Origin of the sequence: Rubrivivax rivuli (assembly GCF_004016505.1) — a bacterium.
GTDB classification, from domain to species: Bacteria; Pseudomonadota; Gammaproteobacteria; order Burkholderiales; family Burkholderiaceae_C; genus Rubrivivax; species Rubrivivax rivuli.
Genome location: NZ_SACR01000001.1, coordinates 438,438 through 460,601, shown reverse-complemented (window position 1 = coordinate 460,601; position 22,164 = coordinate 438,438). Strand labels below are relative to the sequence as shown.

General features: G+C 71.5%; 17 protein-coding genes. 10 read left to right on the top strand and 7 right to left on the bottom strand.

Annotated features, from left to right (window positions below):
• Positions 1-11: 11 nt before the first annotated feature.
• The 3 genes from EOE66_RS01950 to EOE66_RS01940 all read right to left on the bottom strand — a co-directional run bounded on the left by EOE66_RS01950 (position 12) and on the right by EOE66_RS01940 (position 3,234).
• Positions 12-1,334 (bottom strand): ABC transporter substrate-binding protein, encoded by a 1,323-nt coding sequence (locus tag EOE66_RS01950; RefSeq protein ID WP_128226997.1) that lies wholly within the window; start codon positions 1,332-1,334, stop codon positions 12-14.
• Positions 1,335-1,420: 86 nt separating this feature from the next.
• Positions 1,421-2,311 carry a carbohydrate ABC transporter permease gene (locus EOE66_RS01945; RefSeq protein ID WP_128226996.1) on the bottom strand — a complete coding sequence of 297 codons (891 nt, stop codon included), beginning with the start codon at positions 2,309-2,311 and terminating at the stop codon, positions 1,421-1,423.
• Positions 2,308-3,234 (bottom strand): carbohydrate ABC transporter permease, encoded by a 927-nt coding sequence (locus EOE66_RS01940; RefSeq protein ID WP_128226995.1) that lies wholly within the window; start codon positions 3,232-3,234, stop codon positions 2,308-2,310. The genes EOE66_RS01945 and EOE66_RS01940 overlap by 4 nt, the downstream gene beginning before the upstream one ends.
• A 143-nt stretch (positions 3,235-3,377) precedes the next feature.
• Here EOE66_RS01940 and EOE66_RS01935 point away from each other — a divergent pair, with 143 nt between their 5' ends.
• From EOE66_RS01935 to EOE66_RS01920, 4 genes are all read left to right on the top strand, one after another.
• The gene (locus tag EOE66_RS01935; protein ID WP_128226994.1) at positions 3,378-4,445 is read left to right on the top strand and encodes a LacI family DNA-binding transcriptional regulator; all 1,068 of its coding nucleotides are present in this window, start codon (positions 3,378-3,380) and stop codon (positions 4,443-4,445) included.
• Between the two features lie 310 nt (positions 4,446-4,755).
• Entirely contained in the window at positions 4,756-7,341 is a 2,586-nt protein-coding gene (locus EOE66_RS01930) for a TonB-dependent receptor domain-containing protein (protein WP_128226993.1), read from the top strand.
• An 89-nt stretch (positions 7,342-7,430) separates the two neighbouring features.
• Positions 7,431-8,963 carry a tryptophan halogenase family protein gene (locus EOE66_RS01925; RefSeq protein WP_128226992.1) on the top strand — a complete coding sequence of 511 codons (1,533 nt, stop codon included), beginning with the start codon at positions 7,431-7,433 and terminating at the stop codon, positions 8,961-8,963.
• Positions 8,956-10,443 carry a glycoside hydrolase family 32 protein gene (locus EOE66_RS01920; RefSeq protein WP_245478900.1) on the top strand — a complete coding sequence of 496 codons (1,488 nt, stop codon included), beginning with the start codon at positions 8,956-8,958 and terminating at the stop codon, positions 10,441-10,443. The genes EOE66_RS01925 and EOE66_RS01920 overlap by 8 nt, the downstream gene beginning before the upstream one ends.
• 23 nt (positions 10,444-10,466) lie before the next feature.
• Here EOE66_RS01920 and EOE66_RS01915 read toward each other — a convergent pair whose 3' ends face one another.
• The 3 genes from EOE66_RS01915 to EOE66_RS01905 all read right to left on the bottom strand — a co-directional run bounded on the left by EOE66_RS01915 (position 10,467) and on the right by EOE66_RS01905 (position 15,009).
• Entirely contained in the window at positions 10,467-11,816 is a 1,350-nt protein-coding gene (locus tag EOE66_RS01915) for an MFS transporter (RefSeq protein WP_128226990.1), read from the bottom strand.
• A 133-nt stretch (positions 11,817-11,949) separates the two neighbouring features.
• A complete protein-coding gene (locus EOE66_RS01910) occupies positions 11,950-13,047 on the bottom strand; it encodes a LacI family DNA-binding transcriptional regulator (RefSeq protein WP_245478864.1) in 1,098 nt (365 codons plus the stop codon).
• Positions 13,048-13,098: 51 nt separating this feature from the next.
• Positions 13,099-15,009, bottom strand: a complete 1,911-nt coding sequence (locus tag EOE66_RS01905; protein WP_128226989.1) for an amylosucrase — start codon at positions 15,007-15,009, stop codon at positions 13,099-13,101.
• Between the two features lie 270 nt (positions 15,010-15,279).
• On the opposite strand from EOE66_RS01905, the gene EOE66_RS01900 reads away from it, so the two are divergent.
• The 5 genes from EOE66_RS01900 (at position 15,280) to EOE66_RS01880 (ending at position 19,434) form a co-directional block, all read left to right on the top strand.
• Positions 15,280-15,627, top strand: coding sequence for a hypothetical protein (locus EOE66_RS01900; protein ID WP_128226988.1), 348 nt, complete (start codon positions 15,280-15,282; stop codon positions 15,625-15,627).
• A gap of 68 nt (positions 15,628-15,695) precedes the next feature.
• Positions 15,696-16,931 carry a hypothetical protein gene (locus EOE66_RS01895; RefSeq protein ID WP_128226987.1) on the top strand — a complete coding sequence of 412 codons (1,236 nt, stop codon included), beginning with the start codon at positions 15,696-15,698 and terminating at the stop codon, positions 16,929-16,931.
• Positions 16,932-16,993: 62 nt separating this feature from the next.
• Entirely contained in the window at positions 16,994-17,935 is a 942-nt protein-coding gene (locus EOE66_RS01890; RefSeq protein WP_128226986.1) for a carbohydrate kinase family protein, read from the top strand.
• Positions 17,936-18,138: 203 nt separating this feature from the next.
• A complete protein-coding gene (locus tag EOE66_RS01885) occupies positions 18,139-18,585 on the top strand; it encodes a hypothetical protein (RefSeq protein WP_128226985.1) in 447 nt (148 codons plus the stop codon).
• Positions 18,586-18,597: 12 nt separating this feature from the next.
• On the top strand, positions 18,598-19,434 hold the full coding sequence (locus EOE66_RS01880; RefSeq protein WP_128226984.1) for an SIR2 family NAD-dependent protein deacylase: 837 nt from the start codon (positions 18,598-18,600) through the stop codon (positions 19,432-19,434).
• Positions 19,435-19,458: 24 nt separating this feature from the next.
• Here EOE66_RS01880 and EOE66_RS01875 read toward each other — a convergent pair whose 3' ends face one another.
• Complete coding sequence (locus EOE66_RS01875; RefSeq protein WP_128226983.1) at positions 19,459-20,277, bottom strand: hypothetical protein; 819 nt, start codon at positions 20,275-20,277, stop codon at positions 19,459-19,461.
• Between the two features lie 190 nt (positions 20,278-20,467).
• On the opposite strand from EOE66_RS01875, the gene EOE66_RS01870 reads away from it, so the two are divergent.
• Complete coding sequence (locus tag EOE66_RS01870) at positions 20,468-22,114, top strand: choice-of-anchor I family protein (protein WP_128226982.1); 1,647 nt, start codon at positions 20,468-20,470, stop codon at positions 22,112-22,114.
• Positions 22,115-22,164 lie beyond the last annotated feature (50 nt).

Below are 22,164 nucleotides of genomic sequence, written 5' to 3'. Positions count from 1 at the left end.
AACGTGTTCGTCTAGCGCGCAGGCGCCGCGGCGGGCGCACCGCGCTGCAGCAGGCGGTTGACCTGGGTGTTGGCGGCCTTCAGCGCAGGCCCGGCCTTCTCGCGGCCGGCCAGCACCGATTCGATGGCGCCCTTCATCAGCTCTTCGATCTGCGCGGCGTCGTCGGCCATGGGGGTGGCGTAGGTGTGCTCGCGCGCCATCTGCAGCAGCGCGCCGGTGTCCGCGCCGCGCCGGCGCTGCACGGCCTGCGCCTGTTCGGCCAGGCCGAGGATGGCGGGGAAGACAACGCCGTGGCCGGCCACCACCTGCTGGCATTCGCGCGAGGCGAGGTACTTCACCCAGCGCCAGGCGGCTTCTTTGTGGCGCGAGCCGGCCCAGATGGAATCGGCCAGGCCGTTGAGCATGCTGGCGCGCCGGCCGGTGGGGCCGATGGGCAGCGGCACCCAGGTGTACTCGAACTTCGCCTGGTTGGCGAAGTAGGAGACCATCCACGAGCCCTCGGGCACCATGGCCGCCTTGCCGGCGATGAACATCGCGCCGCCGCCCAGGCTCTTGGCGTTCTGGAAGGGCGCCGAGAGGCCGCGGGCCGACAGGCCGGCCAGCCAGTCCAGCGTCTCGGCCAGGCGCGGGTCGTCGTAGAGGAACTGGCGGGCCCAGGGTGCGGGCTGGTAGCGGAAACCGTTGCTCACCGCGAAGTGGCTCCACTCCACCTGGCCCGTCATGCCGCCCGCGCTGCCGATCTGGAAGCCGTGCACGGCCACGCGGCGCGCATCGAAGCCCGGCTCGTCGGCGCGGCGGCCCTGTGCGTCCACCGTGAGGCGGCGAATGACGCGCTCGAAGCTGCCGCCGTCCTGCGGGTTCCAGCGCATCTGCTGCAGCTCGGCCAGCGTCACGCCGGCCTGCCGCGCTTGGGCCAGGTTCACCACCAGGCCCACGGTGTCCCAGTCTTTCGGCAGGCCGTACTGGCGGCCGTCGCGCTGCCACACGGGCAGCAGGCCGGGGGTGTATTGCGCCAGGTCCAGGCCGTCGCGGCGGATGTAGGGCGCCAGGTCGACCAGCAGGCCGTTGCGCGCGTACTCGGGGTACTTGCCGGGGTGGTTGACGAAGACATCGGGCGCGCTGTCGGCGATGAAGCCGATGGACAGCGCCGTCCAGTAGTCGCCCCAGCCGGCCTGCGAGATCTTGATGCGCAGATCGGGGTTGGCGCGCTCGAAGTCGGCCGCGCACTGGCGGTAGGCGGGCAGCTGGATGCTGTCCCACATCATGTACTTGACGGTGGTGGGCTGGGCCGTGGCGGTGCCGGCGGCCGCCAGCAGCCAAGCCGCGCAGGCCATCAGCCAAGGCCTTGCACGGAACCGGCTCCGCCGGGCCGTCGCAAGAGCCCCCTCGGGGGGCAGCGAACGAAGTGAGCGTGGGGGCACTATTTCCCCCCCGAGTACTGCACCGACTCGACGACACGGCGCCCGAAGGCCAGCATCAGCAGCACGGTGGGCAGCAGGGCCACGGTGGCGGCGGCCATCAGACCGGTCCAGTCGGGCTGGCCTTGCGGCGTCTGCGTCTTGAAGGTCTGCAGCGCCACGGGCAGCACCTGCAGGCTGTCGTCGCGGCCCACCAGGTAGGGCCAGAAGAATTCGTTCCACATGTTGATGCCGATGAGCATGGCCACGGTGGCCAGCGCGGTGGTGGACAGCGGCAGCGCGATGCGCCAGAACACGTAGAAGTGGCTGGCGCCGTCCATCAGCGCGGCCTCTTCGATGTCGCGCGGGATGGACAGGAAGAACTGCCGCAGGAAGAACACCGAGAAGCCCTGCATCAGGCAGAAGGGCGCCACCATGCCGGCCACGGTGTTGAGCCCGCCCAGCTGCTTGAGCAGCACGAAGTTCGGTATCAGCGTGACGACGCCGGGCACCATCATCGACGCGATGAACAGGCCGAACAGCACCCGCTGCCCCGGAAACCGCAGCCGCGCGAAGGCGTAGGCCGCCATCGCCGCGCAGAAGGTCTGCATCACGACGATGACGCCGGTGAAGACCACCGAGTTCATCAGCGCACGGCCGAAGTTCACGTCGGCGCCCGAGCCGCCGAGCGCGATGCCTTCCTCGGGGCTCAGCAGCCCCAGCACGCGGCGGAAGTTGTCCAGCGTGGCGCCGTGCGGCCACAGCGTGGCCGATTGTTCGAAGAGCGTGGCGTTGGGCACCAGCGCCGTCTTCAGCACCACCAGCAGCGGCAGCAGCGTGAAGGCCAGCATGCCGGCCAGGGCGGCCCAGGCGAGCATGCGGCCCGGGCTCATGCGGGGGGTGGCGGCGCTCATGCCAAGTCACTCTCGTTCGCGCGCATCACGCGCATCTGCACCACCGTGTACAGCACCATCACCGCGGCCAGCGCCATGGCCATCGCGCTGGCGTAGCCCATCTTGTAGAAGGTGAAGGCGTTCTGCACGATGTAGTGCACGATGACGCGGGTGCTGTCCTGCGGGCCGCCGTTGGTGGTGACGGCGATGGTGTCGAAGATCTGGAACGCGCCCGTCACGCTGGTGACGAGCACGAAGACCATCACCGGCCGCAGCAGCGGCAGCGTGACACGGCGGAACATCTGCCACTCGCCCGCGCCTTCCAGCGCCGCGGCTTCGTACAGGGTGCGCGGAATGTTCTGCAGCCCCGCGAGAAAGAGCATGGCCACCAGGCCCATGTGGCGCCAGACGTTCACCGCGGCCACCGTCACCAGGGCCTGGTCGGCATCGCCGAAGAAGGGCTGCCGCTCCAGGCCCACGTGCTGCAGCGTGTGGTTCACCAGGCCCAGCACCGGGTCGAGCATCCACAGCCACACCATCGCCACCAGCACGTTGGACAGCAGGTAGGGCAGCAGCACCACGCCCTTGACGAAGAGCGATCGCGTCAGCCGGTCCATCGCCACGGCCAGTGCCAGGCCCAGCGCGATCTGCAGCGGGATGTTGAGCAGCACGTAGTACAGGCTCAGCTTCATGCCGTTCCAGAAACGGCCGTCTTCCAGCATGGCGGCGTAGTTGGCCAGGCCCACGTAGCGCGGTTCGCTGAGCAAGTTCCAGTCGGTGAAGCTGATCTCCAGCGCCCGCACCGTGGGCAGCGCGTAGAAGGCGAGGAAGCCCACCAGCGCGGGCAGCACCAGCGCCCACGCGGTGAGCGTCTCGGCGCGCCGGGTGGGGCTCAGGGCGTGGGGCCGGGGGCGGTGGGGCGCGGGGGCTGGCAGGGGGCTCACGGTGGGAGGCTTTCTGGCGTCAGGGCGGGAAGGGTCGCTGGCAGGCGATGGCCAACCCGCCTCTAACGCGCGTTAGTTGAACTGTAGAGGGCGGGGTGCGGGCCGGTATCGGGGGAAGTACTAAACCGCGTTAGCATGCTTGGATGAACCCGCTCGATCCGGCCGCCCCGCCCCGCGTCGTGCCCAGCAGTGCCGAGGTGGCGCGCCGGGCGGGTGTCTCGCGCACGACGGTGTCCTTCGTGCTCAACGACGTGCGCGACCGCGGCATCAGCGAGGCCACGCGCGAGCGCGTGCTCGCCGTGGCGCGCGAGATCGGCTACGAGCCGCACGCCGCCGCGCGCATGCTGGCCGGCGGCGCCACCGGCACGGTGGCGCTGGTGGTGCCGCGCATGGCGCACCTGTCGGTGGACGCCTTTCTTTCGCAGCTGGTGGCCAGCATCAATGCCGAATGCCACCGCCACGGGCTGGCGCTGCTGATCGAGAGCACCGAGGACGAAGGCCGCGAGCCCGGCGGCTTCCTGCGCCTGGTGCGCAGCCGCCGCATCGACGGCCTCATCGTGGCCAACCTGCGCACGCAGGAGATCGCCCACCTGCAGCAGCTGCGCGCGGGCGGCGTTCCGCTGGTGGTGTTCGGCTGCCAGCTGCCCGAGGCCGAGGGTTTCCACACCATGGGCGACGACACCTGGCAATCCGCGCGCCTGGCGGTGGACCACCTGCTCGACCTCGGCCACCGCCAGGTGGCCTTCGTGAACTACGCGCAGCCCGAGTTCCACAACGTCAACCAGCGCGAACGCGGCTGGCGCGCGGCGCTGCAGGCGCGCGGCATCGAGCCTGACGCCGCCTGGCTGGCGCACGCCGACATCAGCGCCGAGAGCGGCTACCTCGCCACGCGCCGCCTGCTGGCGCGCGGCGTGCCCTTCACGGCGCTGTTCGCGGGCAACGACACCATCGCCTTCGGTGCGCTGCGGGCGCTGCGCGAAGCCGGCCGCCGCGTGCCGCAGGACGTGGCCGTGGTGGGCTACGACGACATCCCTCTCGCCCCCTACGCCGACCCGCCGCTGAGCAGCGTGCGCACCGACCCTGCCGTGCACGGCCGCCAGGCCGTGCAGACGCTGCTGGCGCAGCTGCGCCCTGGCAGCGGCGTGGTGGATGCCGTGCCCGCGCCCGTGCTGGTGGTGCGCGCCTCCTGCGGCGCGGCCCCTCGGCGCTGAAGGCCGGCGCAGGACTGCAAACGGTTTACAGCTTTGGCCCTGCCCAGGGCGCACCGCCCAGCCGGCCGTGGTTCCCGATCGACCCGTCTGAATGCCGGAAACCAGGGTTTCACCCGGTGATTTCCGCGTTTTCCCGAGGATCATCAAGTGGCGTGCTGGCGACATATTCGCACCCTAACTCGTGTTAACCCTATTTTGCAATCGATTGCTGCCCGATAGTCTTTCGTTCCGTGATCGCCCGGCGTCGCAGGCCTTGCTTGGCTGCGCGACGGACTTTGGCCACGCCCAGCCCCACCCGCGAGGAGACACCATGAACAGCCCCCTGAACCGCCGCCAAGGCGGTCCGAAGCTCACCCCCATCGCCGCGCTGCTCGCGTCGACGGCCTTCACGCTGGCGCTGGCGCCGGCGGCCCATGCGCAAGCCCAGGCGGCTGCTGCCGCAGCCCCGGCGGCCTCGGCGCCCGAAGCGGCAGCCGCTGCCAGCTTCGGCAGCGCCGGCCTGGAGCGCATCGTCGTGACCGCCACGAGCCAGGCGAAGTCGAAGATGCGCAGCTCGGTGTCGGTCACCGACATCGACCAGGAGCAGGTGCAGAACCTCGGCGCCCGCTCCGAAGCCGAAGTGCTGCTGCTGATCCCCGGCATCCGCACCGAGCCCACGGCCGGCCCTGGCGGCAACTCGAACATCTCGGTGCGCGGCCTGCCCATCTCGTCGGGCGGCTCGAAGTACGTGCAGCTGCAGGAAGACGGCCTGCCCACCGTGCAGTTCGGTGACATGAACTTCGGCAACAACGACTACTGGATCCGCTTTGACAACAACGTCGAGAGCATCCAGACGCTGCGCGGCGGTTCTTCCTCGGTCTTCGCCTCGCAGGCGCCCGGTGCCGTCATCAACTACATCAGCAAGACGGGCAAGAACAAGGGCGGCTCCATCGGTCTTTCGCAAGGCCTGAACTTCCGCGAGACGCGTTTCGACGGCGACTACGGCAACCGCCTCGCGCCCGACCTGTACTTCCACGTCGGCGGCTACTACCGCCAGGGCGAAGGCGCGCGCAAGTCGACGCCGAACTCGCTGCTGGGTTACCAGATCAAGGGCAACATCACCAAGGAGTTCAACGGCGGCAAGGGCTACTTCCGCGTGAACTTCAAGGCGCTGAACGAACACGCGCCGACCACGCCGCAGACTTTCGTGCGTGCCACGCAAAGCGGCAACAAGATCAGCGGCTTCAGCAAGGCCGCAGGTTACGACGGCACGCGCGATTCGCAGTACAGCATCTACAACAGCACCCTGCCGGGCATCGACCCGCTGACGCGCCAGCTCACGAACACCTCGCTGGTGGACGGCATCACGGTGGACACGCAGGCCCTGGGCTTCGAGTTCCGCAACGAACTCAGCAACGGCTTCACGGTGGACAACAAGTTCCGCCTGACCAAGGCCTCGGGCGCCTTCCAGGCGCAGTTCTGGGACGTGAAGACGCTCTCCAACATGCTCAGCGGCTTCGGCGCCGGCGCCACCGCGCGCTTCTACAACGGCCCGCGCACCGGCCAGGCCGCCACGGCCACCACGCTGCAGACCGGCCTGGTCTCGCAAGGCGCGGCCATCAACGTCACGCTGCCCGACATGGGCATCCTGGTGAACGACTTCTCGGTGGCCAAGCAGTTCAAGACCGGCTTCGGCTCGGTGGACCTGCGCGGTGGCTTCTACCTCTCGCGCCAGAACGTGGTGCAGCGCTGGTCCATCAGCGAACGCATCATGGAAGTGGGCCGCAACGGTGCCGTGCTGGACGTGTTCGATGCCAGCGGCGCGGCCCTCACCACCGCGGGCCTGACCGGCTACAACAACCAGTGGGGCGGCTGCTGCGCGCGTGACGTGGACGCCAGCTTCACCACGCAGGCGCCCTACCTCGGCCTGAACTTCGTGGCCGGCCAGCTCGACATCGACGCCGGCGTGCGCCGCGAGTCCTTCAACGCCAGCGGCAGCTACGCCTCGGGCAGCAGCCGGCCCTTCGACGTCGACGGCAACGGCACCATCACCGGCGCCGAGCGCAACGTGTACCTGATCAACCAGGGCACGCCGCGCGGTCTGGTGGACTACACCATCCACTACAACAACTACTCGCTGGGCGCGAACTACCGCCTGAACAACGACCTCAGCGTGTTCGTGCGCACGAGCAAGGGCAACCGCGCCATCGCCGACCGCCTGCTCTTCAGCGCCAACATCGACGCCGTCACGGGCCAGCTCACCTCGGGCGGCAAGGACGCGGCGCTGGCGCCGGTCAAGCAAAGCGAGCTCGGCCTGCGCTACCGCGGCAACACCAGCTGGGGCAACTACGGCCTGTCGGTCACTTACTTCAAGTCGACCACCAACGAGTTCGACTACGACCAGACGCGCCAGGACAACCCCAACCTGCCCAACTACCAGGGCCCCAAGCTCAACGTGCTGGGCTTCAAGGCCGACGGCATCGAGCTCGAGACCGCCGGTTCCGTGGGCAACCTGGGCCTGAACGTCAACGTGGTGTATTCCAAGGAAACCATCACCAAGAACCTGGGCGACCCGTCGCAGGTGGGCAAGACCTCGGGTGGCGTGCCCAAGCTGCGCTACACCATCTCGCCGACCTACTCGCTGGGCGACCTGACGCTGGGTGCCACCATCCGCGGCCAGGGCAAGGTCTACGCCGACAACAACAACGTCACCACCATCGACGGGCACTACGTGGTCAGCGCCTTCGTGACCTACGACTTCGGCGGTGGTCTCATCGGCTCGCTGAAGGTCAACAACCTGCTCGACAAGGTCTACCCCACCGGCGGTGGCGGCTTCGTCGGCGGCTCGACCAGCATCTTCGGCGCCGGCATGGAGACGGGCCGCACCATCAACGCCTCGGTGCGCTACCAGTTCTGAGCGTCCATCGCCAGGCACTCGGGGGAAGCAGCGGCTTCCCCCTTTTTCATGGTCAGCCCAGAATGACCGCCAGCCCACAGAGCCCCACCATGCACACGCCTGAAGACCGCCGCATCCGCCACGTCGTCATCGTCGGGGGCGGCTCCGCCGGCTGGATGAGCGCGGCCGCCCTCTCCCGCGCGGTGGGCACCGCCTGCCGCATCACGCTGGTGGAATCCGAAGAGATCGGCACCGTTGGCGTGGGCGAGGCCACCATCCCGCCCATCCGCCTGTTCAACCAGATGCTGGGCATCGACGAGGCCGAGTTCCTGCGCCGCACCCAGGGCAGCTGCAAGCTGGGCATCGAGTTCGTGAACTGGGGCGCCGAGGGTCACCGCTACTTCCACCCCTTCGGCCCGCACGGCCTGGCCTTCGACCTGGCGCCGCTGCACCAGCACTGGCTGCGCCACCGCCACACGCCAGGCGTGGCCGGGCTGGACGAACACTCCATGGCCTGGAACCTCGCGCGCCGCGCTCGCTTCGAGCGGCCCAGCGGCGACCCGCGCAGCGTGATGTCGACCTTCGACTACGCCTACCACTTCGACGCCGGGCTCTACGCGCGCTTCCTGCGCGAGCTGTCCGAATCACGCGGCGTGCAGCGGCTGGAAGGCCGCATCACCGGCACGCGGCTGCGCGGGCACGACGGCTTCGTCGAGGCCGTGCAACTCGCCGACGGTCGCAGCGTGGAAGGCGACCTCTTCATCGATTGCTCGGGCTTCCGCGGCCTGCTCATCGAGGAAGCGCTGCACACCGGCTACGAAGACTGGCGCCACTGGCTGCCCTGCGACCGCGCCATGGCCATGCCCTGCGCGTCGGCCGGGCCGCTGCTGCCTTACACGCGCAGCACGGCGCGGGCGGCGGGCTGGCAGTGGCGCATCCCGCTGCAGCACCGCACCGGCAACGGCTACGTCTACTGCAGCCAGTACATCAGCGACGACGAGGCCGCCGCCACGCTGAAGAGCCACCTCGACGGCGAGGCCCTGGGCGAGCCGCGGCCGCTGCGCTTCGTCACCGGCCGGCGCAAGCAGCTCTGGCACCGCAACGTGGTGGCCGTCGGGCTGGCCAGCGGCTTCATGGAGCCGCTGGAAAGCACCAGCCTGCACCTGGTGCAGTCAGGCCTGTCGCGTTTGCTGGCGCTGTGGCCCGACCGCGATTTCGACCCGCTGGTGACGGCCGAGTACAACCGCATCGGCGTGCAGGAGTTCGAGCGCATCCGCGATTTCCTCGTGCTGCACTACAAGCTCAACGCGCAGCGCAGCGGGCTGAACCAGCCGCTGTGGCGCTACTGCGCCGAGATGGCCATCCCCGAGACGCTGCAGTACAAGATGGCGCACTTCCGCCGCTACGGCCGGCTGGTGAGCGACGGCCCCGATCTCTTCGGCGCCGCCAGCTGGCTGGCCGTGCACATCGGGCAGCTGCACTGGCCCGAGCGCCACGACCCCATGGTCGATCTGCGCCCGCTGGACGGTGCCTCGGTGCTGCAGCGCCAGCGTGCGGCCATGGCGCAGGCGGCGGAGGCCCAGCCCACGCACGCCGCTTTCCTGCAGCGCCACGCGCCGGCCGCGCCCGTTGCGCGTGTCTGAAACCTCGCCACCCGGCCTGCCCGGCCCCGACGGCGCGCTGCCCACGCCGCACTGGCGCCCGCGCCTGCACTTCACGCCGCCCGCGTGGTGGATGAACGACCCCAACGGCCTGGTGTGGCACGCCGGCCGCTGGCATCTCTTCTACCAGTTCCACCCGCACAGCCGCGTGTGGGGCCCCATGCACTGGGGCCACGCCAGCAGCAGCGACCTGCGCGTGTGGCAAGACCACGGCGTGGCGCTGGCGCCCACCGCGGCAGGCATGGTGTTCTCGGGCAGCGCGGTGCTCGATGCCGCCCACACCAGCGGCCTGGGCAGCGCCGGGGCGCCGCCGCTGGTGGCGCTGTACACGCTGCATGACGAAGCCGCCGCGCAGGCCGGCCAGGCGACCTTCCAGCACCAGGCCCTGGCCTACAGCCTCGATGGCGGCGGGCAGTGGCAGCGCCTGCCGGGCCCCCCCGTGCTGCCCAACCCCGGCACCCCGGGCACGCGCGATTTCCGCGACCCCAAGCTGCGCTGGCTGCCCGAGCGCCAGCGCTGGCTGATGGCGCTGGCCGTGGGCGACCACATCGCCTTCTACAGTGCAGCCGATCTGCGCCACTGGGTGCACGAGAGCGACTTCGGCGCCGGCCTGGGCGCGCACGACGGCGTCTGGGAGTGCCCCGATCTCTTCCCCTTGCCCACGCCCGAGGGCGAGCTCTGGGTGTTGCTGGTGAGCCTGGTGAAGGGCGGCCCGGCCGGGGGCTCGGCCACGCAGTACTTCGTGGGCCACTTCGACGGCACGCACTTCCACGCCGATCCCGAAGGCCCCGGCGTGCGCTGGATCGACCACGGCCCCGACAACTACGCCGGCGTCACCTGGGCTGGCGTGCCCGACGGCCGCGCCGTCTTCATCGGCTGGATGAACAACTGGGATTACGCCCGGGAGCTGCCCACCGCCCCCTGGCGCGGCGCGATGACGCTGCCGCGCGAACTGCAGCTGCGCCGCAGCGGTGCAGGCCCCGGCGGCGTCTGGCGCCTGTGCAGCACGCCCGCGCGCGAAGTGCAGGCAGGCCTGGGCCCGGTGCTGTGGCAGACCGGCGATCCGGCGGAGGCATTGAACTTCGCGCTGCAGGCGGCCGGCGGCTGTGCATGGCTCACGTGCCAGGCCGATGCGCGCGAGAGTTTCAGCCTGCTCTTCGACAACGGGCTCGGCGATGGCCTGCGCGTCGGCTTCGATGCCGTGGATGGCGTGTACTTCATCGACCGCCGCCTGGCCGGCGAGACCGGCTTCCACCCAGCCTTCGCCGCGCGCCACGAGGTGCCACGCTGGGCGGCTGGCGAAGCGCTCACGCTGACGCTGGTGCTCGACACCAGTTCGGTGGAGCTGTTTGCCGACGAGGGCTGCAGCGTGCTGACGAGCCAGGTCTTCCCGCGCGCACCCTGGGGCCGGCTGCTGTGCCAAGGCCCGGTGCAGGGCCTGCGGCTGCAGGCCCTGGGCTGAAGGGCGCGCCGCCGCCGCGGTGCTCAGCGCGCCGCGTCGGCCAGGCTGTCGGGGGCTTTCTCGGGCACCTTCACCAGCAGCGTGGCCACGGCCGCGGCGATCAGCAGCACACCGGCCAGCACCACCACGTTGCGCGGGTCGCCGCCCAGCAGCGGCTTGTAGAACAGCGGCAGCGTGAAGCTCTGGATCAGCATGGGCACCACGATGAACATGTTGAAGATGCCCATGTACACGCCCGTGCGCTCGGGCGGGATGCTCTTGGCCAGCATCACGTAGGGGTTGCCCATGATGCTGCCCCAGGCCAGGCCGATGCCCACCATGGGCAGGAAGATCCAGGCTTTGTCCTGCAGGCCGGGCAGCGCCATCATGCCGATGCCGCCGGCCGTGAGGCACAGCGCATGCACGGCCTTGGCGCCGTGGCGCCGCGTGAAGGGCACCATCGCGAACGCGGCCACGCAGGCCACGGCGTTGTAGAAGCCGCCGGCCTGCCCGTTGGTGAGCACGGCCTCGCGGAAGCCGGCCGAGCTGGCATCCGAGGTGTCGTACAGCGAGCGTGCCAGCGCGTGCACCACGTACTGCCAGTAGCAGACCATGGCGTACCACTGGAAGAGCTTCATCAGCGCCAGCTGGCGCATGGCCTTGGGCATGTCGACGAAGGCGTCCTTGATCTCGACGAAGGTCGAGAGCCAGCCGCTGCGCTGCGCCTTGTGCGCGCGGATGGCGGCGATCTGCGACTCGGTCAGCGGCAGCTCGCGCACCGTCAGCACCGAGTAGAGGATGGTGCACAGCGACAGCGCCGCACCGATGAAGAAGGAGATCTTGGTGATGTCGGGGATGCCGTTGCTGTCCACCGCATCGCGGTTCATGCCCATCCACACCAGGATGGAGGGCGCGAGGTAGCTCAAGGTCTGGGCCAGCCCCGTGAAGGCACTTTGCGTGAGGAAGCCGCTGGCGTGCTGCTTCTCGTCGAGGCGGTCGCTCACGTAGGCGCGGTAGGGCTCCATCGTGATGTTGTTGGCCGCGTCCAGGATCCACAGCAGGCTGGCCGCCATCCACAGCGCCGCGCTGTAGGGCATGGCCAGCAGGCTCAGCGAACACAGCACGGCACCGATCAGGAAGTAGGGCGTGCGGCGGCCGTACTTCGAGAGCGTGCGGTCGCTCATCGCGCCGACGATGGGCTGCACCAGCAGGCCCGTCACCGGCCCGGCCAGGTACAGCAGCGGCAGCGCCGATTCGTCGGCGCCCAGGTAGGCGTAGATCGGGCTCATGTTGCTCTGCTGCAGCCCGAAGCTGAACTGCAGGCCGAGGAAGCCGACGTTCATCTGCAGGATCTGCCGCGCAGACAGCAGCGGCTTGGCGAGGGAAGCGCTCATGGACAGGCACCCGGGTTGACGGTAGCGGCAGCTTAGGAAGCGCCGCAATCGATTGCAATCGTGATTACCCGCAGGGCTGCGCCCAGGCGGCTCGGCTGGGCGGTTCAGCCGCGCCGCGAGCCCGGCGGTACCTTCAGGCGCGCTGCGAGCTTTCCCGCGCGTGGAAGGTCGTCGGCAGCACCCGCGAACTCGGCCGTGCGCCACCGATCTGCGCCAGCACCTCGGCCACCAGCGCAGGCCCGGCTTCGCCCAGGGGCTGGCGCACGGTGCTCAGCGGGGGGTGGAAGTGCTCGGCCAGCGGGATGTCGTCGTAGCCGGCCACCAGCACGTCCTGCGGCACCTGCCGCCCCAGGCGGCGCAGGGTGCTGATCACCGTCATGGCCATCAGGTCGCTCGCGGCGAAGACGGCGTCGAAGCGCGTGCCGCTGGCCACCAGGTTTTCCACCGCCGCCTCGATGGCGCTGTTCACGAAGGGCACCGGCAGCATCAGCTTGGCCGCCGGGCGGGCGTTCACCGCCTCCAGCGCCTGCAGGTAGCCCTGGTGGCGCTGGCCCACCTCGGGCAGCTGCCAGTCGCCGAAGAAGGCGATGCGGCGCGCACCTTGCTGCCACAGGTGGCTGGTGGCCAGGCGGCCGCCCTGCACGTTGTCCGAACCCACGGTCGCATAGGCCTGCCCGGGCAGCGCCGCGCCCCACACCGCCAGAGGCAGGCCGCGCACCGCCAGTGCGTTGAGCTGGTCGTGGTGGCGCCACTGCCCCACGAGGATGAGCCCCGCTGCACGGCCGGCCTCCACACCCTGCGCGGCGAGGTCGAGCCGGTTGGCATCCACGCGCGACAGCAGCATCTCGTGGCCACGGTCGGTCAGCGCGTCGGCCAGGTTGCCGATGAGGCTGAGGAAGAAAGGGTCCGACAACGGTTGGCGCAGGTCGGCGTCGAAGGGCACCACCACCGAGACGGTGCGGTTCTGGCGCAGCCGCAGGTTCTTGGCCGCCACGTTGACGGTGTAGTTCAGCGAGCGCGCCAGCTCGGCCACCCGTTCGCGCGTGGCGGCGTTGACGAGCGTGCTGCCCGCCAGCGCCCGCGAGACCGTGGCCACCGAGACGCCCGCCAGCCTTGCGATGTCGGCCATCTGCAGACGCGAGGCCTGCCGCGCGTCACGCGGGTCGGTGGCAGGTGCGGGGGGCGGGGCCGTGGGGGCCGGCGGCTGCGGTGTCTTGGGCGTGCGGGGCATCTCGGGGCGCGAGCTTAAACCTTGGGGCGCCCGGCGCCGTGTCGCCACCGTTCAAGTTTCCGGATAACGCAGCCACAGCAGCGCATAGGGCGCCAGGCCCAGGCCGTCGCGCAGCGTGTGGCGGGTGCCGCCCAGTGCGCAGGCGGTCTGCGCCGGCCCGGCGCTGAACACCGCGGCGTCGATGCGCTGCGGGTGCTCGCTGAAGTTGCCCAGCACGAGCACACGCTCGGCCCCTTGCCCGCGCAGGTAGCCCAGCACGTGCGGGTTGCCGCTGTGGAAGGGCACCAGCGCGCCGCCACGGAGCCCCGGCAGTTGCTGGCGTGCCGCCACCAGGCGCTGGAAGCCCGCGAAGATGCGGCCGGCGTCGGTGGCCGCGTCCAGCCGCTCGGCAAAGCGCTGCGCGCTGGCCGCGGGGCGGTGCACCCAGCGGCTGTCGCCGGCGCGGGCGGGGTCCTGCAGGTAGCCGTGGTCGTTGAGCTGGCCGAGTTCGTCGCCCAGGTACACCAAGGGCAGGCCCCCGCTCGAGAAGGCCACGCCATGCAGCAGCAGGATGCGCGCCACCGCGTGCACATCGCGCTGCTCCAGCCCGCACAGCGAGGCGCAGGTGCCGCTGACCCGGCAGTCGCCCGTGGCCGGGTTGTCCTGGAAAGGCACGCCCCGCGCGAAGCTGCCCGGGTGGCGGTTGACGTAGAAGCGGTTGAGGAACTGCCGGTGGTCGTGGCCGCGGATGCCCAGGCGTTCGGCGTCTTCGTCGGCAAAGGTCCAGCCGATGTCGTCGTGGCTGCGCACGTAGTTCACCCAGGCCGTGCCCTCGGGCAGTGCGTGGCGTTCGCTGAGTGCGGCCTGCAGCAGGTTCACCTCGCGCGTGGCCAGGCTGTTCCACAGCAGCGCCATCTGCAGCGGGTTGTAGGAGATCTGGCACTCGTGCGGGCCGATGTAGCTGAGCACGTCGTCGGGGTGGACGATGGCCTCGCTCTTGAACACCAGCGAAGGCGCGGCCAGACGCGCGAGCGCGTTGAAGGCGCGGATGAGGTGGTGCGCCTCGGGCAGGTTCTCGCAGCTCGTGCCCAGGCGCTTCCAGATGAAGGCCACGGCGTCCAGGCGCAGCGCCTCCACGCCCAGGTTGGCGATGGCCAGCATCTCGCCGGCCATGGCGTTGAACACGTGCGGGTTGGCGTAGTTCAGGTCCCACTGGTAGCTGTGGAAGGTGGTCCAGATCCAGCGCCCGTCGGGCAGCTGCGAGAAGGCGCCCGCATGTTCGTCGGGAAAGATCTCGCGCACGGTGCGCTCGTAGGCGTCGGGCATCGCCCGGTCGGGGTAGACGATGTAGAAGTCTTCGAAGCCCGGTTGCCCCGCCGCGCAGGCGCGCGCCCAGGCGTGGTCGCTGGCGGTGTGGTTGAACACGAAGTCCAGCACCAGGCTGATGCCGGCGCGGCGCAGGTCTTCGGCCAGCCCGCGCAGGTCGGCCATGCTGCCCAGGCGCGGGTTCACCTCGCGGTAGCTGCTGACGGCGTAGCCGCCATCGTTCGGGCCCTCGGGCACCTGGAAGGGCGGCATCACGTGCAGGTAGGTCACGCCCAGCTCGCGCAGGTAGGGCACGCGCTCGCGCACGCCCGCCAGGCCGCCAGCCCAGAGGTCGGCGTAGCAGACGGCGCCGATGGCGCGCTCCGACGTGAACCACGGTGGCTCGTGTTCGCGCTGCGCATCCAGCGCCCGCAGGGCGGCGCTGCGCTCGCACCAGCCTTGCCAGGCCGTGAGAACGGCCGCGCCCAGCACGTCCAGGAAATCGGCGCGTTCGCCATAGACGGCATGCAGCTCGGCGGCCAGCACCGGCAGGTGGACCTGCAGGCGCGCCTGGAAGGCGGGCCAGCCCGCGTGCTGCTGGAGCTGCGGCTGCTGCTGTTGCAGCGCGGCCTGCGCGTGCGCCACGAGCAGGCGCGTCTGGTGCTGGGGGTGGAGCATGGGCGGACGGTCGGGCAGGAAACAAATCGCCAGGGATCGAAGCCGCGAGGTATACCCAATTTGCAAATGATTGCAAAGCGGGATGTCCCGCGGCACAACCCGCCTCCGTCGCTTGCCGACAGAGGCCATTGCCCAGCGTAAATCAGTCGCCAGGGTGTCTGGCGACTACGGGATCACCCGGATGCTGCAATCGTTTGTAATCCGGCTAGGATTGCGCCATCGTCGCCGCCCGCCGCGGGCGGGTTGCCTGCTTCGTCGAGGGCTCTTGCCATGCCTTTGCTCACCACCGGTGTCTTCGTCGCCTCAGGGCCTCGGCCTGGGCAGCGCCTGCCCGTCCGCGCCAACCCGCGGGCCGCGCGCGCGTTGCCGGCCGTCGCTGCCACCGCGCCTGGCGCGCGCTTCAGCCCGGCCGAACGCGAGCGCCTGTTGCTCGAGCGCGGCATCGGCCCCACCACCGTCGAACGCCTGGAACGCGCGGGCTTCGCCTCGCTGGAGGCGCTGCGCCGGGCCGGAGTGCAGCAGGTCGTGGCGACCGTGGTTTCGGCGGTCGAGACGCCGGGCTGGCGCAACCGCCTGCGCGCGCTGGAGCGCGTGGTGCAGGCCACGCAAGCCCGATGAAGGCGCCTCTTGCCCCGCGGGCGCGGCGCGCTGGCGACGGGGCCGTGCCGGCGGCCTGCAGGGGGGTTGTGCCCACGGTCGTGCATGCCGCGGTGCTGGCGGTCGTGCTGGCAAGCGGTCCGGCGGCACTCGCCCAGACTGCGGCCGCGCCGGCCGCCGCCGCCTCGGCCCCCACGGTGCGCGCCGAGATCGCCGCACCCTTGCAGGCCGCGCAGGCCCTGCTGCAGGCCGGCCGCGCGGCCGAAGCGCTCGCGCAGGTGCGCCTGGCCGAAGCCGTGCCGGGTGCGAACGCCCACGAGCGCCAGACCGTGCTGCGCATGAAAGGCAGCAGCGCGCTGGCCTTGCGCGACGATGCCACGGCACTGCAGGCCTTCCAGGCTGCGCTGGACACCGGCGCCGTCCCGCCTGCCGAACAACTGCCGCTGCTGCTGGCCACCACCCGGGCTGCCGCAGCCCAGGGCCGTACCGAAGCCCTGCTGCGTGCCGGCCGCGCCTACCTGCAGCAAGGCGGCCGCGAGCCCGCGGTGCGCGTGGCGCTGGCGCGCGCGATGCTGGCTGCCGGTGATGCCGCGGGTGCCACCGAGCAGGCCCGCGCGCTGCTGGCCGAGCAGCCGGCCGGCACGCCCCCACGCGAAGAGACGCTGCAACTGCTGCTGCGCGCGCAGCGCGCCGCCAAGGACGAAGCCGGGCTGGCTGCCACGCTGGAGGCGCTGGCCACCCACCATCCCCGCCCCTCCATCTGGGCCGAGCTCGTGGTGCGCGTGCAGGGCGCTGACGACTTCGCCGACCGCCTCACCATCGACGCCTACCGCCTGCTGCGCCACACCCGCGCGCTGGGTGACGCCGCGGCCCATGCCGAGCTCGCCCGCCTGGCCCTGCGCGCCGGCCAGCCGGCCGAGGCGCTGGCCGTGCTGGACGAAGCCCTGGCCCAGCCGCGCATTGCGCAGGGCCCCGATGGCCCCGCGCTGCGCACGCAGCGCGAACAGGCCGCTGCCGCCGTGGCGGCCGAACGCAGCCAGCGTGCGGCCGAGGAAAAGAGCGCCCGCGCGGCGGCCGATGGCGGCCCGCTCTTCGCGCTGGGGCTCACGCTGGCCGCCGGGGGCGAGGCACCGGCAGGCCTGGCGCTGATGGCCGAAGCCCTGGCCAAGGGCCTGAAGGCGGGGGCCGACGACGCCCGCCTGCGCCTGGGCGCGGCCCAGCTCCAGGCGGGCCGGCGCGCCGAAGCCGAGCAGACCCTGGCCACCGTGCAAGGCCGCGACGGTGCGGCGACACTGGCCCGCCTGTGGCGCCTGACGCCGCGCTGATCCACCCACCCGGCGGGTAGGCCCCGGCCTGCCCTGCCGTCACCCGAACCCTGGAGCCCCCGATGATCGTCGTCAGCGGCGAAGCCTTGATGGATGTGTTCGACGCCGGCCCCACCGCCACGGGCCAGCGGCTCGACGCCCGCATCGGCGGCTCGCCGCTGAACGTGGCCATCGGCCTGGCACGCCTGGGGCAGCCGGTGGGCTTCTTCGGCGCCATCGGCCGCGGGTTTCTCGGCGAGCGCCTGCTGCAGGCGCTGCAGCAGGAAGGCGTGGACACCACCGCCGTGAGCCGCGTGGCCGCACCCACCACGCTGGGCCTGGTGGGCCTGAGCGCCCAGGGCGTGGCCGACTACGCGTTCTACGGCGAGGGCGCCGCCGACCGCCAGCTGCACCCGGCCGACCTGGCGCGCGTGCCTGCGGCCGCGGCCTACCACTTCGGCAGCTACGCCATGGTGGTCGAGCCCGTGGGCGGCACGCTGCGCACGCTGGCCCGCCAGCTGCGGCAGCAGCGGCCCGAGGCGCTGGTCAGCTACGACGTCAACGTGCGCACCAACGTCGAACCCGACATCGCACGCTGGCACGCCGTGCTGGCCGACATGCTGCCCTGCACCCACCTGCTCAAGCTCAGCGACGAAGACCTGCACCACCTGCACCCCGGCGCCGACCCCGCGGCACTGGCGCAGCAGTGGCAAGCCCACGGCGTGGCGCTGGTGGTCCTGACGCGGGGTGCCGCGGGGGCCACCGCCTACACCGCCGCCGGGCCAGTGCACGTGGCCCCGGTGGCCACGGCGCTGGTGGACACCGTGGGCGCCGGCGACACCTTCCACGCCGCGCTGCTGGCCGCGCTGGCCGAGCGCGGGGCGCTGTCCGCCGCTGCCGTGGCCGCGCTGCGCCCCGAAGACTGGCACCCGCTGCTGCAGTTCGCGGCACAGGCCGCGGCGCTGACCTGTTCGCGCCGCGGCGCCGACCTGCCGCGCCGCGAGGAGCTGCCCGCCCTTGCCTGAAAGCCGGCCCGCGGGCCGGCTTTCCGGGGCCAGCGTCCCCCCGCTGGCGTATGCGCGGCCGGCGGTTGCGGCAGGCCGCCTCGGGGCGCGCCTGGGCACCTGGGCCTGCGGGGGGTGCCGCTCGGCGCGGCTCTGCCGTAGAGTGCGTCTTCCGCGAGCGCCCCCCGGCCAGAAGGGGGCCCGCGCCGAGGAAGGAGATCCCCATGCAACACCCCACCCTCCGTGCGGCCCTTCGGGCTGTGGTCTTCGGCTTGGCCGGCGCTGCCGTGCTGCCCGCGGCCGCCCAGACGCCCACCGCCGCTTCGCGCAACCCCGCAGCGCAAGACCTGCGCTTCGAAGGCGTGTGGGCGCGCCCCGGCTCCGTCACGCTGATCAAGCAGTTCCCCAAGCATCTTGTGCTGCAGGGCAAGGACGAGGCCTCGGTCTGGTCGGCGCGCTGCGTGCTGGGCGGCGGCAAGGCGGTCTGCCGCGGCCACGGCTTCACCATCACCGGCTACGACTTCGCCTACGAGAGCGTGGTCACGCTGGAAGGCGGCGGGCTTCGCGATGTCTGGCGCGCGGTCTTCCCCGACGCGCAAGACCTCACCGGCAACGACCTGCTGCGCGCCGTGCCGCTGCCGGCCTTCGAGCCGGGCCGCAAAGCCCCCTGACACGCCCGGCCCATGCCGGAAAGCCAGGCCCAGGCCGTCGCCCGCGCCGCCGAGCTGCTGGCGCAGGCCGATGGGCTGATCGTGGCGGCCGGGGCGGGCATGGGCGTCGATTCGGGCCTGCCCGATTTCCGCGGCACCGAGGGCTTCTGGCGCGCCTACCCTGCGTTGAAGCAGGCCGGCCTGGCCTTCGAGGAGGTGGCCTCGCCGCTCACCTTCGTGCACGAGCCGCGCCTGGCCTGGGGCTTCTATGGCCACCGCCTGCAGCTCTACCGGCGCACCCTGCCCCATGCCGGCTTCCAGACCCTGCTGCAGTGGGGCGAACGCCTGCCGCACGGCGCCTGGGTCTTCACCTCCAATGTCGACGGCCAGTTCCAGAAGGCCGGCTTCGCGCCGCGGCGCGTGGCCGAGTGCCACGGCAGCATCCACTGGCTGCAATGCACGCACTGCGAGGCCCTGCCCTGGCCTGCCGACGCGCTGGCCGTGGAGGTGGACGAAGCCCGCTGCCGCTGGCTGGGCGCGCTGCCCACCTGCCCGCACTGCGGCGCGCTGGCGCGGCCCAACATCCTGATGTTCGGCGACGGCGCCTGGCGCGAAGAGCGCACCCAGGCGCAGCTGACGGCGCTGCAGCACGCACTGGCGGGCATGCGCGCGCCGCTGGTGCTGGAGCTCGGCGCCGGCAGTGCCATCCCCAGCGTGCGCCACTTCGGCCACCGCGTGCTGCGCGAGCACGGCGGGCGCCTGGTGCGCATCAACCCGCGCGAGAGCCAGGTGCCCGGCGCGCTGGACGTGGGCCTGCCCATGGGTGCTGCCGCGGCGCTGGCCGCGCTGGCGGCGGCCCTGCAGGCCTGAGCAGCGCTGCCAGTGCCCCTGCCGCTAGGGGCGGGGCAACGGGGGCAGCGCGGGCAAGGCCGGCAGCTTCACCTGCCCCACGTAGGCCTGGCGGTAGGCCGCCAGGCGCGTGGCCAGGGCTTCGCGCTGGGTGGCCAGCGCGGCCTCGTAGATGGTGGCCTTGCCCGAGGCGTAGTGCAGCCGCGTGCGCGCCTTGTTGAACTTGAAGAAGAGCACCTGCGTCATCTCGGTGTGGGCCTGCAGCTCGAAGGCCGCCAGCGCCACCTGCAGCAGCCCGCCGGGCGCCATCTCGGCCGTGGCCACCTGGAAATGCGCCGACTGCTCGCGCCGCGACTGGCGCTCGAAGAGGGTCAACCACGGCGCGTTGTCCTCCATCGACTTCAAGCCGTCGAAGGCCGCCTGCAGCACCGCCAGCGCGCTGGCCTGCGGGCCCAGCAGCGCCGAGACCACCGGCAGCACGGCCTCGTGCGCGATGGCGCCGCTGCTCTTGAACTCGTAGCGCTCGAAACGCTGGTCGCTCTGTGCCCAGCCCAGCGCCGACAGCGCGCCGAAGTAGGCCGTGTACCAGGCTGTGGCCTGGCTGGCGTCGCCCACCTCGGCGGTGGCCACCAGCTGCGCGAACAGCGTGCAGTTGATGAGGTCTTCGCGCATCTGCACCGGCACCTTCTGCGCCGCCACCACCAGACCGCTGCCGACCACCAGGGTCTGTGCGTCCGAGGCCTTGAGCTGCAGCGGCGGCGTGTCGGCCACGGCGCCGGCACTGCGGCTGCGCGGGCGCGCCGGCAGCGCCGGCAGGCGGGCCTTGGAGACGAAGCGCTGGCTGCTGGCGGGGGTGACGATCATCGCGGGCTCCTCGGGTCGGGGGCTGGCGCCGCACGCGGCGGCGGACCGGAAGCACTGTAGGCCGCCCCCGCGAGCGCGGCCATCCCCAGGCGCCCTTCCTCGCGCACCCTGCAGGCGCGGGGGGCGGCTGTCACGACACCGTCAAACGCCGTGGCGAGCATGCGCGGTTTCCGCCACCACCGCCGCCGCCATGCACCACCTGAAACCCCGCCTGCACACCCTGGCCGCTGCCGTGGCCCTGGCCACCGCCGCCCTGTCGGCCGGCGCCAGCAACCCGATCGCGGCGGTCACGCCGCTGTGGACCTTCAACCACAACGTCGAGCCTACCATCGGCCGCTCGTCCGAGATCCCGGTGTGGGACGCCGGCACCTCGGCGTTGTGGATCATCGGCGGCAACGGCCTGGACGTGCTGAACCTCACCGGCCAGCGTGTGCAGAGCTTTGCCACCAGCGCCTACGGCAACGTGAACAGCATCGCGATTGCCGGCAACACGCTGGCCGTGGCCTTCACCAACAGCAGCAACGCCGGCCTGCCGGGCTCGGTGCAGTTCTTCGACACCGCCACCTTCCTGGCCCAGGGCGGTGCCGCGGCCCACCTGGGTGGCGTGGCCACCGGCGCGGTGCCCGACATGCTGACGTGGACGGCCGGCGGCACGCGCCTCCTGGTGGCCAACGAAGGCGAGCGCCAGAGCGACGCCAACAACCCGGCGGGCAGCGTGAGCCTGATCGACGTCTCGCGCGCCGGCGGCAGCCTCGTCACCAGCGTCACCACCGCCGGCTTCGGCGCCTTCGACGGCCAGGAAGCCGCGCTGCGCGCCGCGGGCGTGCGCATCCAGGCCGGCGTGGCCGCCTCGGTGGCCTTCGAGCCCGAGTACATCGCCGTGGCCCCGGGCGGGCAGTTCGCGCAGGTGACGCTGCAGGAGAACAACGCCATCGCCGAGCTGAACCTGCAGACCGGCCAGTTCACGCGCATCCTGCCGCTGGGCAAGAAAGACTTCAGCCTGCCCGGCAACGCCATCGACACCAGCGACCAGGACGGCGGCATCAGCCTGCGCAACGTGCCCGTCAAGGGCCTGTACATGCCCGACGCCATTGCCAGCTACAGCCGCGGCGGCCAGGCCTACTACGTGATGAGCAACGAGGGCGATGCCTTCGTCGACGACGCCGACATCGTGCGCTTCGGCAACGCCGCGGTGACGCTGGACCCCACCGTCTTCAACGGCACGAACCTGCCCACGCAGGCGCAGCTCAAGCCCAACAGCGTGCTGGGCCGCCTGAACGTGCTGCGCGCTGGCGCCACCGGTGACGGCAGCAGCACCAACATGGTGGAGATCGTCACCCTGGGCGGGCGCTCGTTCAGCATCCGCGATGCCGACGGCAACCTGGTCTACGACAGCGGCAACACGCTGGAGCAGGCCGCCATCGCCGCCGGTGTGTACGCCGACAACCGCAGCGACGACAAGGGCGTGGAGCCCGAGGGCGTGGCGCTGTTCGAGATCAACGGCCGCACGCTGGCCTTCGTGGGCCTGGAGCGCACCACGCGCAGCGCGGTGGCGGTGTACGACATCACCGACCCCGCGCAGGCCAGCTTCCTGCAGCTCATCGTGAGCAGCGACACCACCGTGCTGCGCCCCGAGGGCCTGGTGGCCTTCGAGAGCGAGGGCCGCACCTTCCTGGCGGTCTCGCACGAGAGCACCGAAGACCTCATCATCGCCGGCGGCGGCAGCAACCGCACGGTGCTGTACGAGATCAGCCCCGTGCCCGAACCCGGCACCTGGGCGCTGATGCTCGCCGGCCTGGCCGGCGTGGCCACGCTGGCGCGCCGCCGCCGCGGCTGAAGCGGCCGGCAGGCGAGCGCATCGGTGGCAGCGGCCCAGGCGCCGCTGCT

Excerpts from the sequence above, each read along its gene's own strand:
- EOE66_RS01890 (WP_128226986.1), top strand. The coding sequence starts at position 16,994 with ATGATCGTCGTCAGCGGCGAAGCCTTGATGGATGTGTTCGACGCCGGC.
- EOE66_RS01885 (WP_128226985.1), top strand. The coding sequence starts at position 18,139 with ATGCAACACCCCACCCTCCGTGCGGCCCTTCGGGCTGTGGTCTTCGGC.
- EOE66_RS01950 (WP_128226997.1), bottom strand. The coding sequence starts at position 1,334 with ATGGCCTGCGCGGCTTGGCTGCTGGCGGCCGCCGGCACCGCCACGGCC.
- EOE66_RS01900 (WP_128226988.1), top strand. The coding sequence starts at position 15,280 with ATGCCTTTGCTCACCACCGGTGTCTTCGTCGCCTCAGGGCCTCGGCCT.
- EOE66_RS01925 (WP_128226992.1), top strand. The coding sequence starts at position 7,431 with ATGCACACGCCTGAAGACCGCCGCATCCGCCACGTCGTCATCGTCGGG.
- EOE66_RS01910 (WP_245478864.1), bottom strand. The coding sequence starts at position 13,047 with ATGCCCCGCACGCCCAAGACACCGCAGCCGCCGGCCCCCACGGCCCCG.
- EOE66_RS01935 (WP_128226994.1), top strand. The coding sequence starts at position 3,378 with ATGAACCCGCTCGATCCGGCCGCCCCGCCCCGCGTCGTGCCCAGCAGT.
- EOE66_RS01875 (WP_128226983.1), bottom strand. The coding sequence starts at position 20,277 with ATGATCGTCACCCCCGCCAGCAGCCAGCGCTTCGTCTCCAAGGCCCGC.
- EOE66_RS01930 (WP_128226993.1), top strand. The coding sequence starts at position 4,756 with ATGAACAGCCCCCTGAACCGCCGCCAAGGCGGTCCGAAGCTCACCCCC.
- EOE66_RS01905 (WP_128226989.1), bottom strand. The coding sequence starts at position 15,009 with ATGCTCCACCCCCAGCACCAGACGCGCCTGCTCGTGGCGCACGCGCAG.
- EOE66_RS01945 (WP_128226996.1), bottom strand. The coding sequence starts at position 2,311 with ATGAGCGCCGCCACCCCCCGCATGAGCCCGGGCCGCATGCTCGCCTGG.
- EOE66_RS01880 (WP_128226984.1), top strand. The coding sequence starts at position 18,598 with ATGCCGGAAAGCCAGGCCCAGGCCGTCGCCCGCGCCGCCGAGCTGCTG.
- EOE66_RS01915 (WP_128226990.1), bottom strand. The coding sequence starts at position 11,816 with ATGAGCGCTTCCCTCGCCAAGCCGCTGCTGTCTGCGCGGCAGATCCTG.
- EOE66_RS01870 (WP_128226982.1), top strand. The coding sequence starts at position 20,468 with ATGCACCACCTGAAACCCCGCCTGCACACCCTGGCCGCTGCCGTGGCC.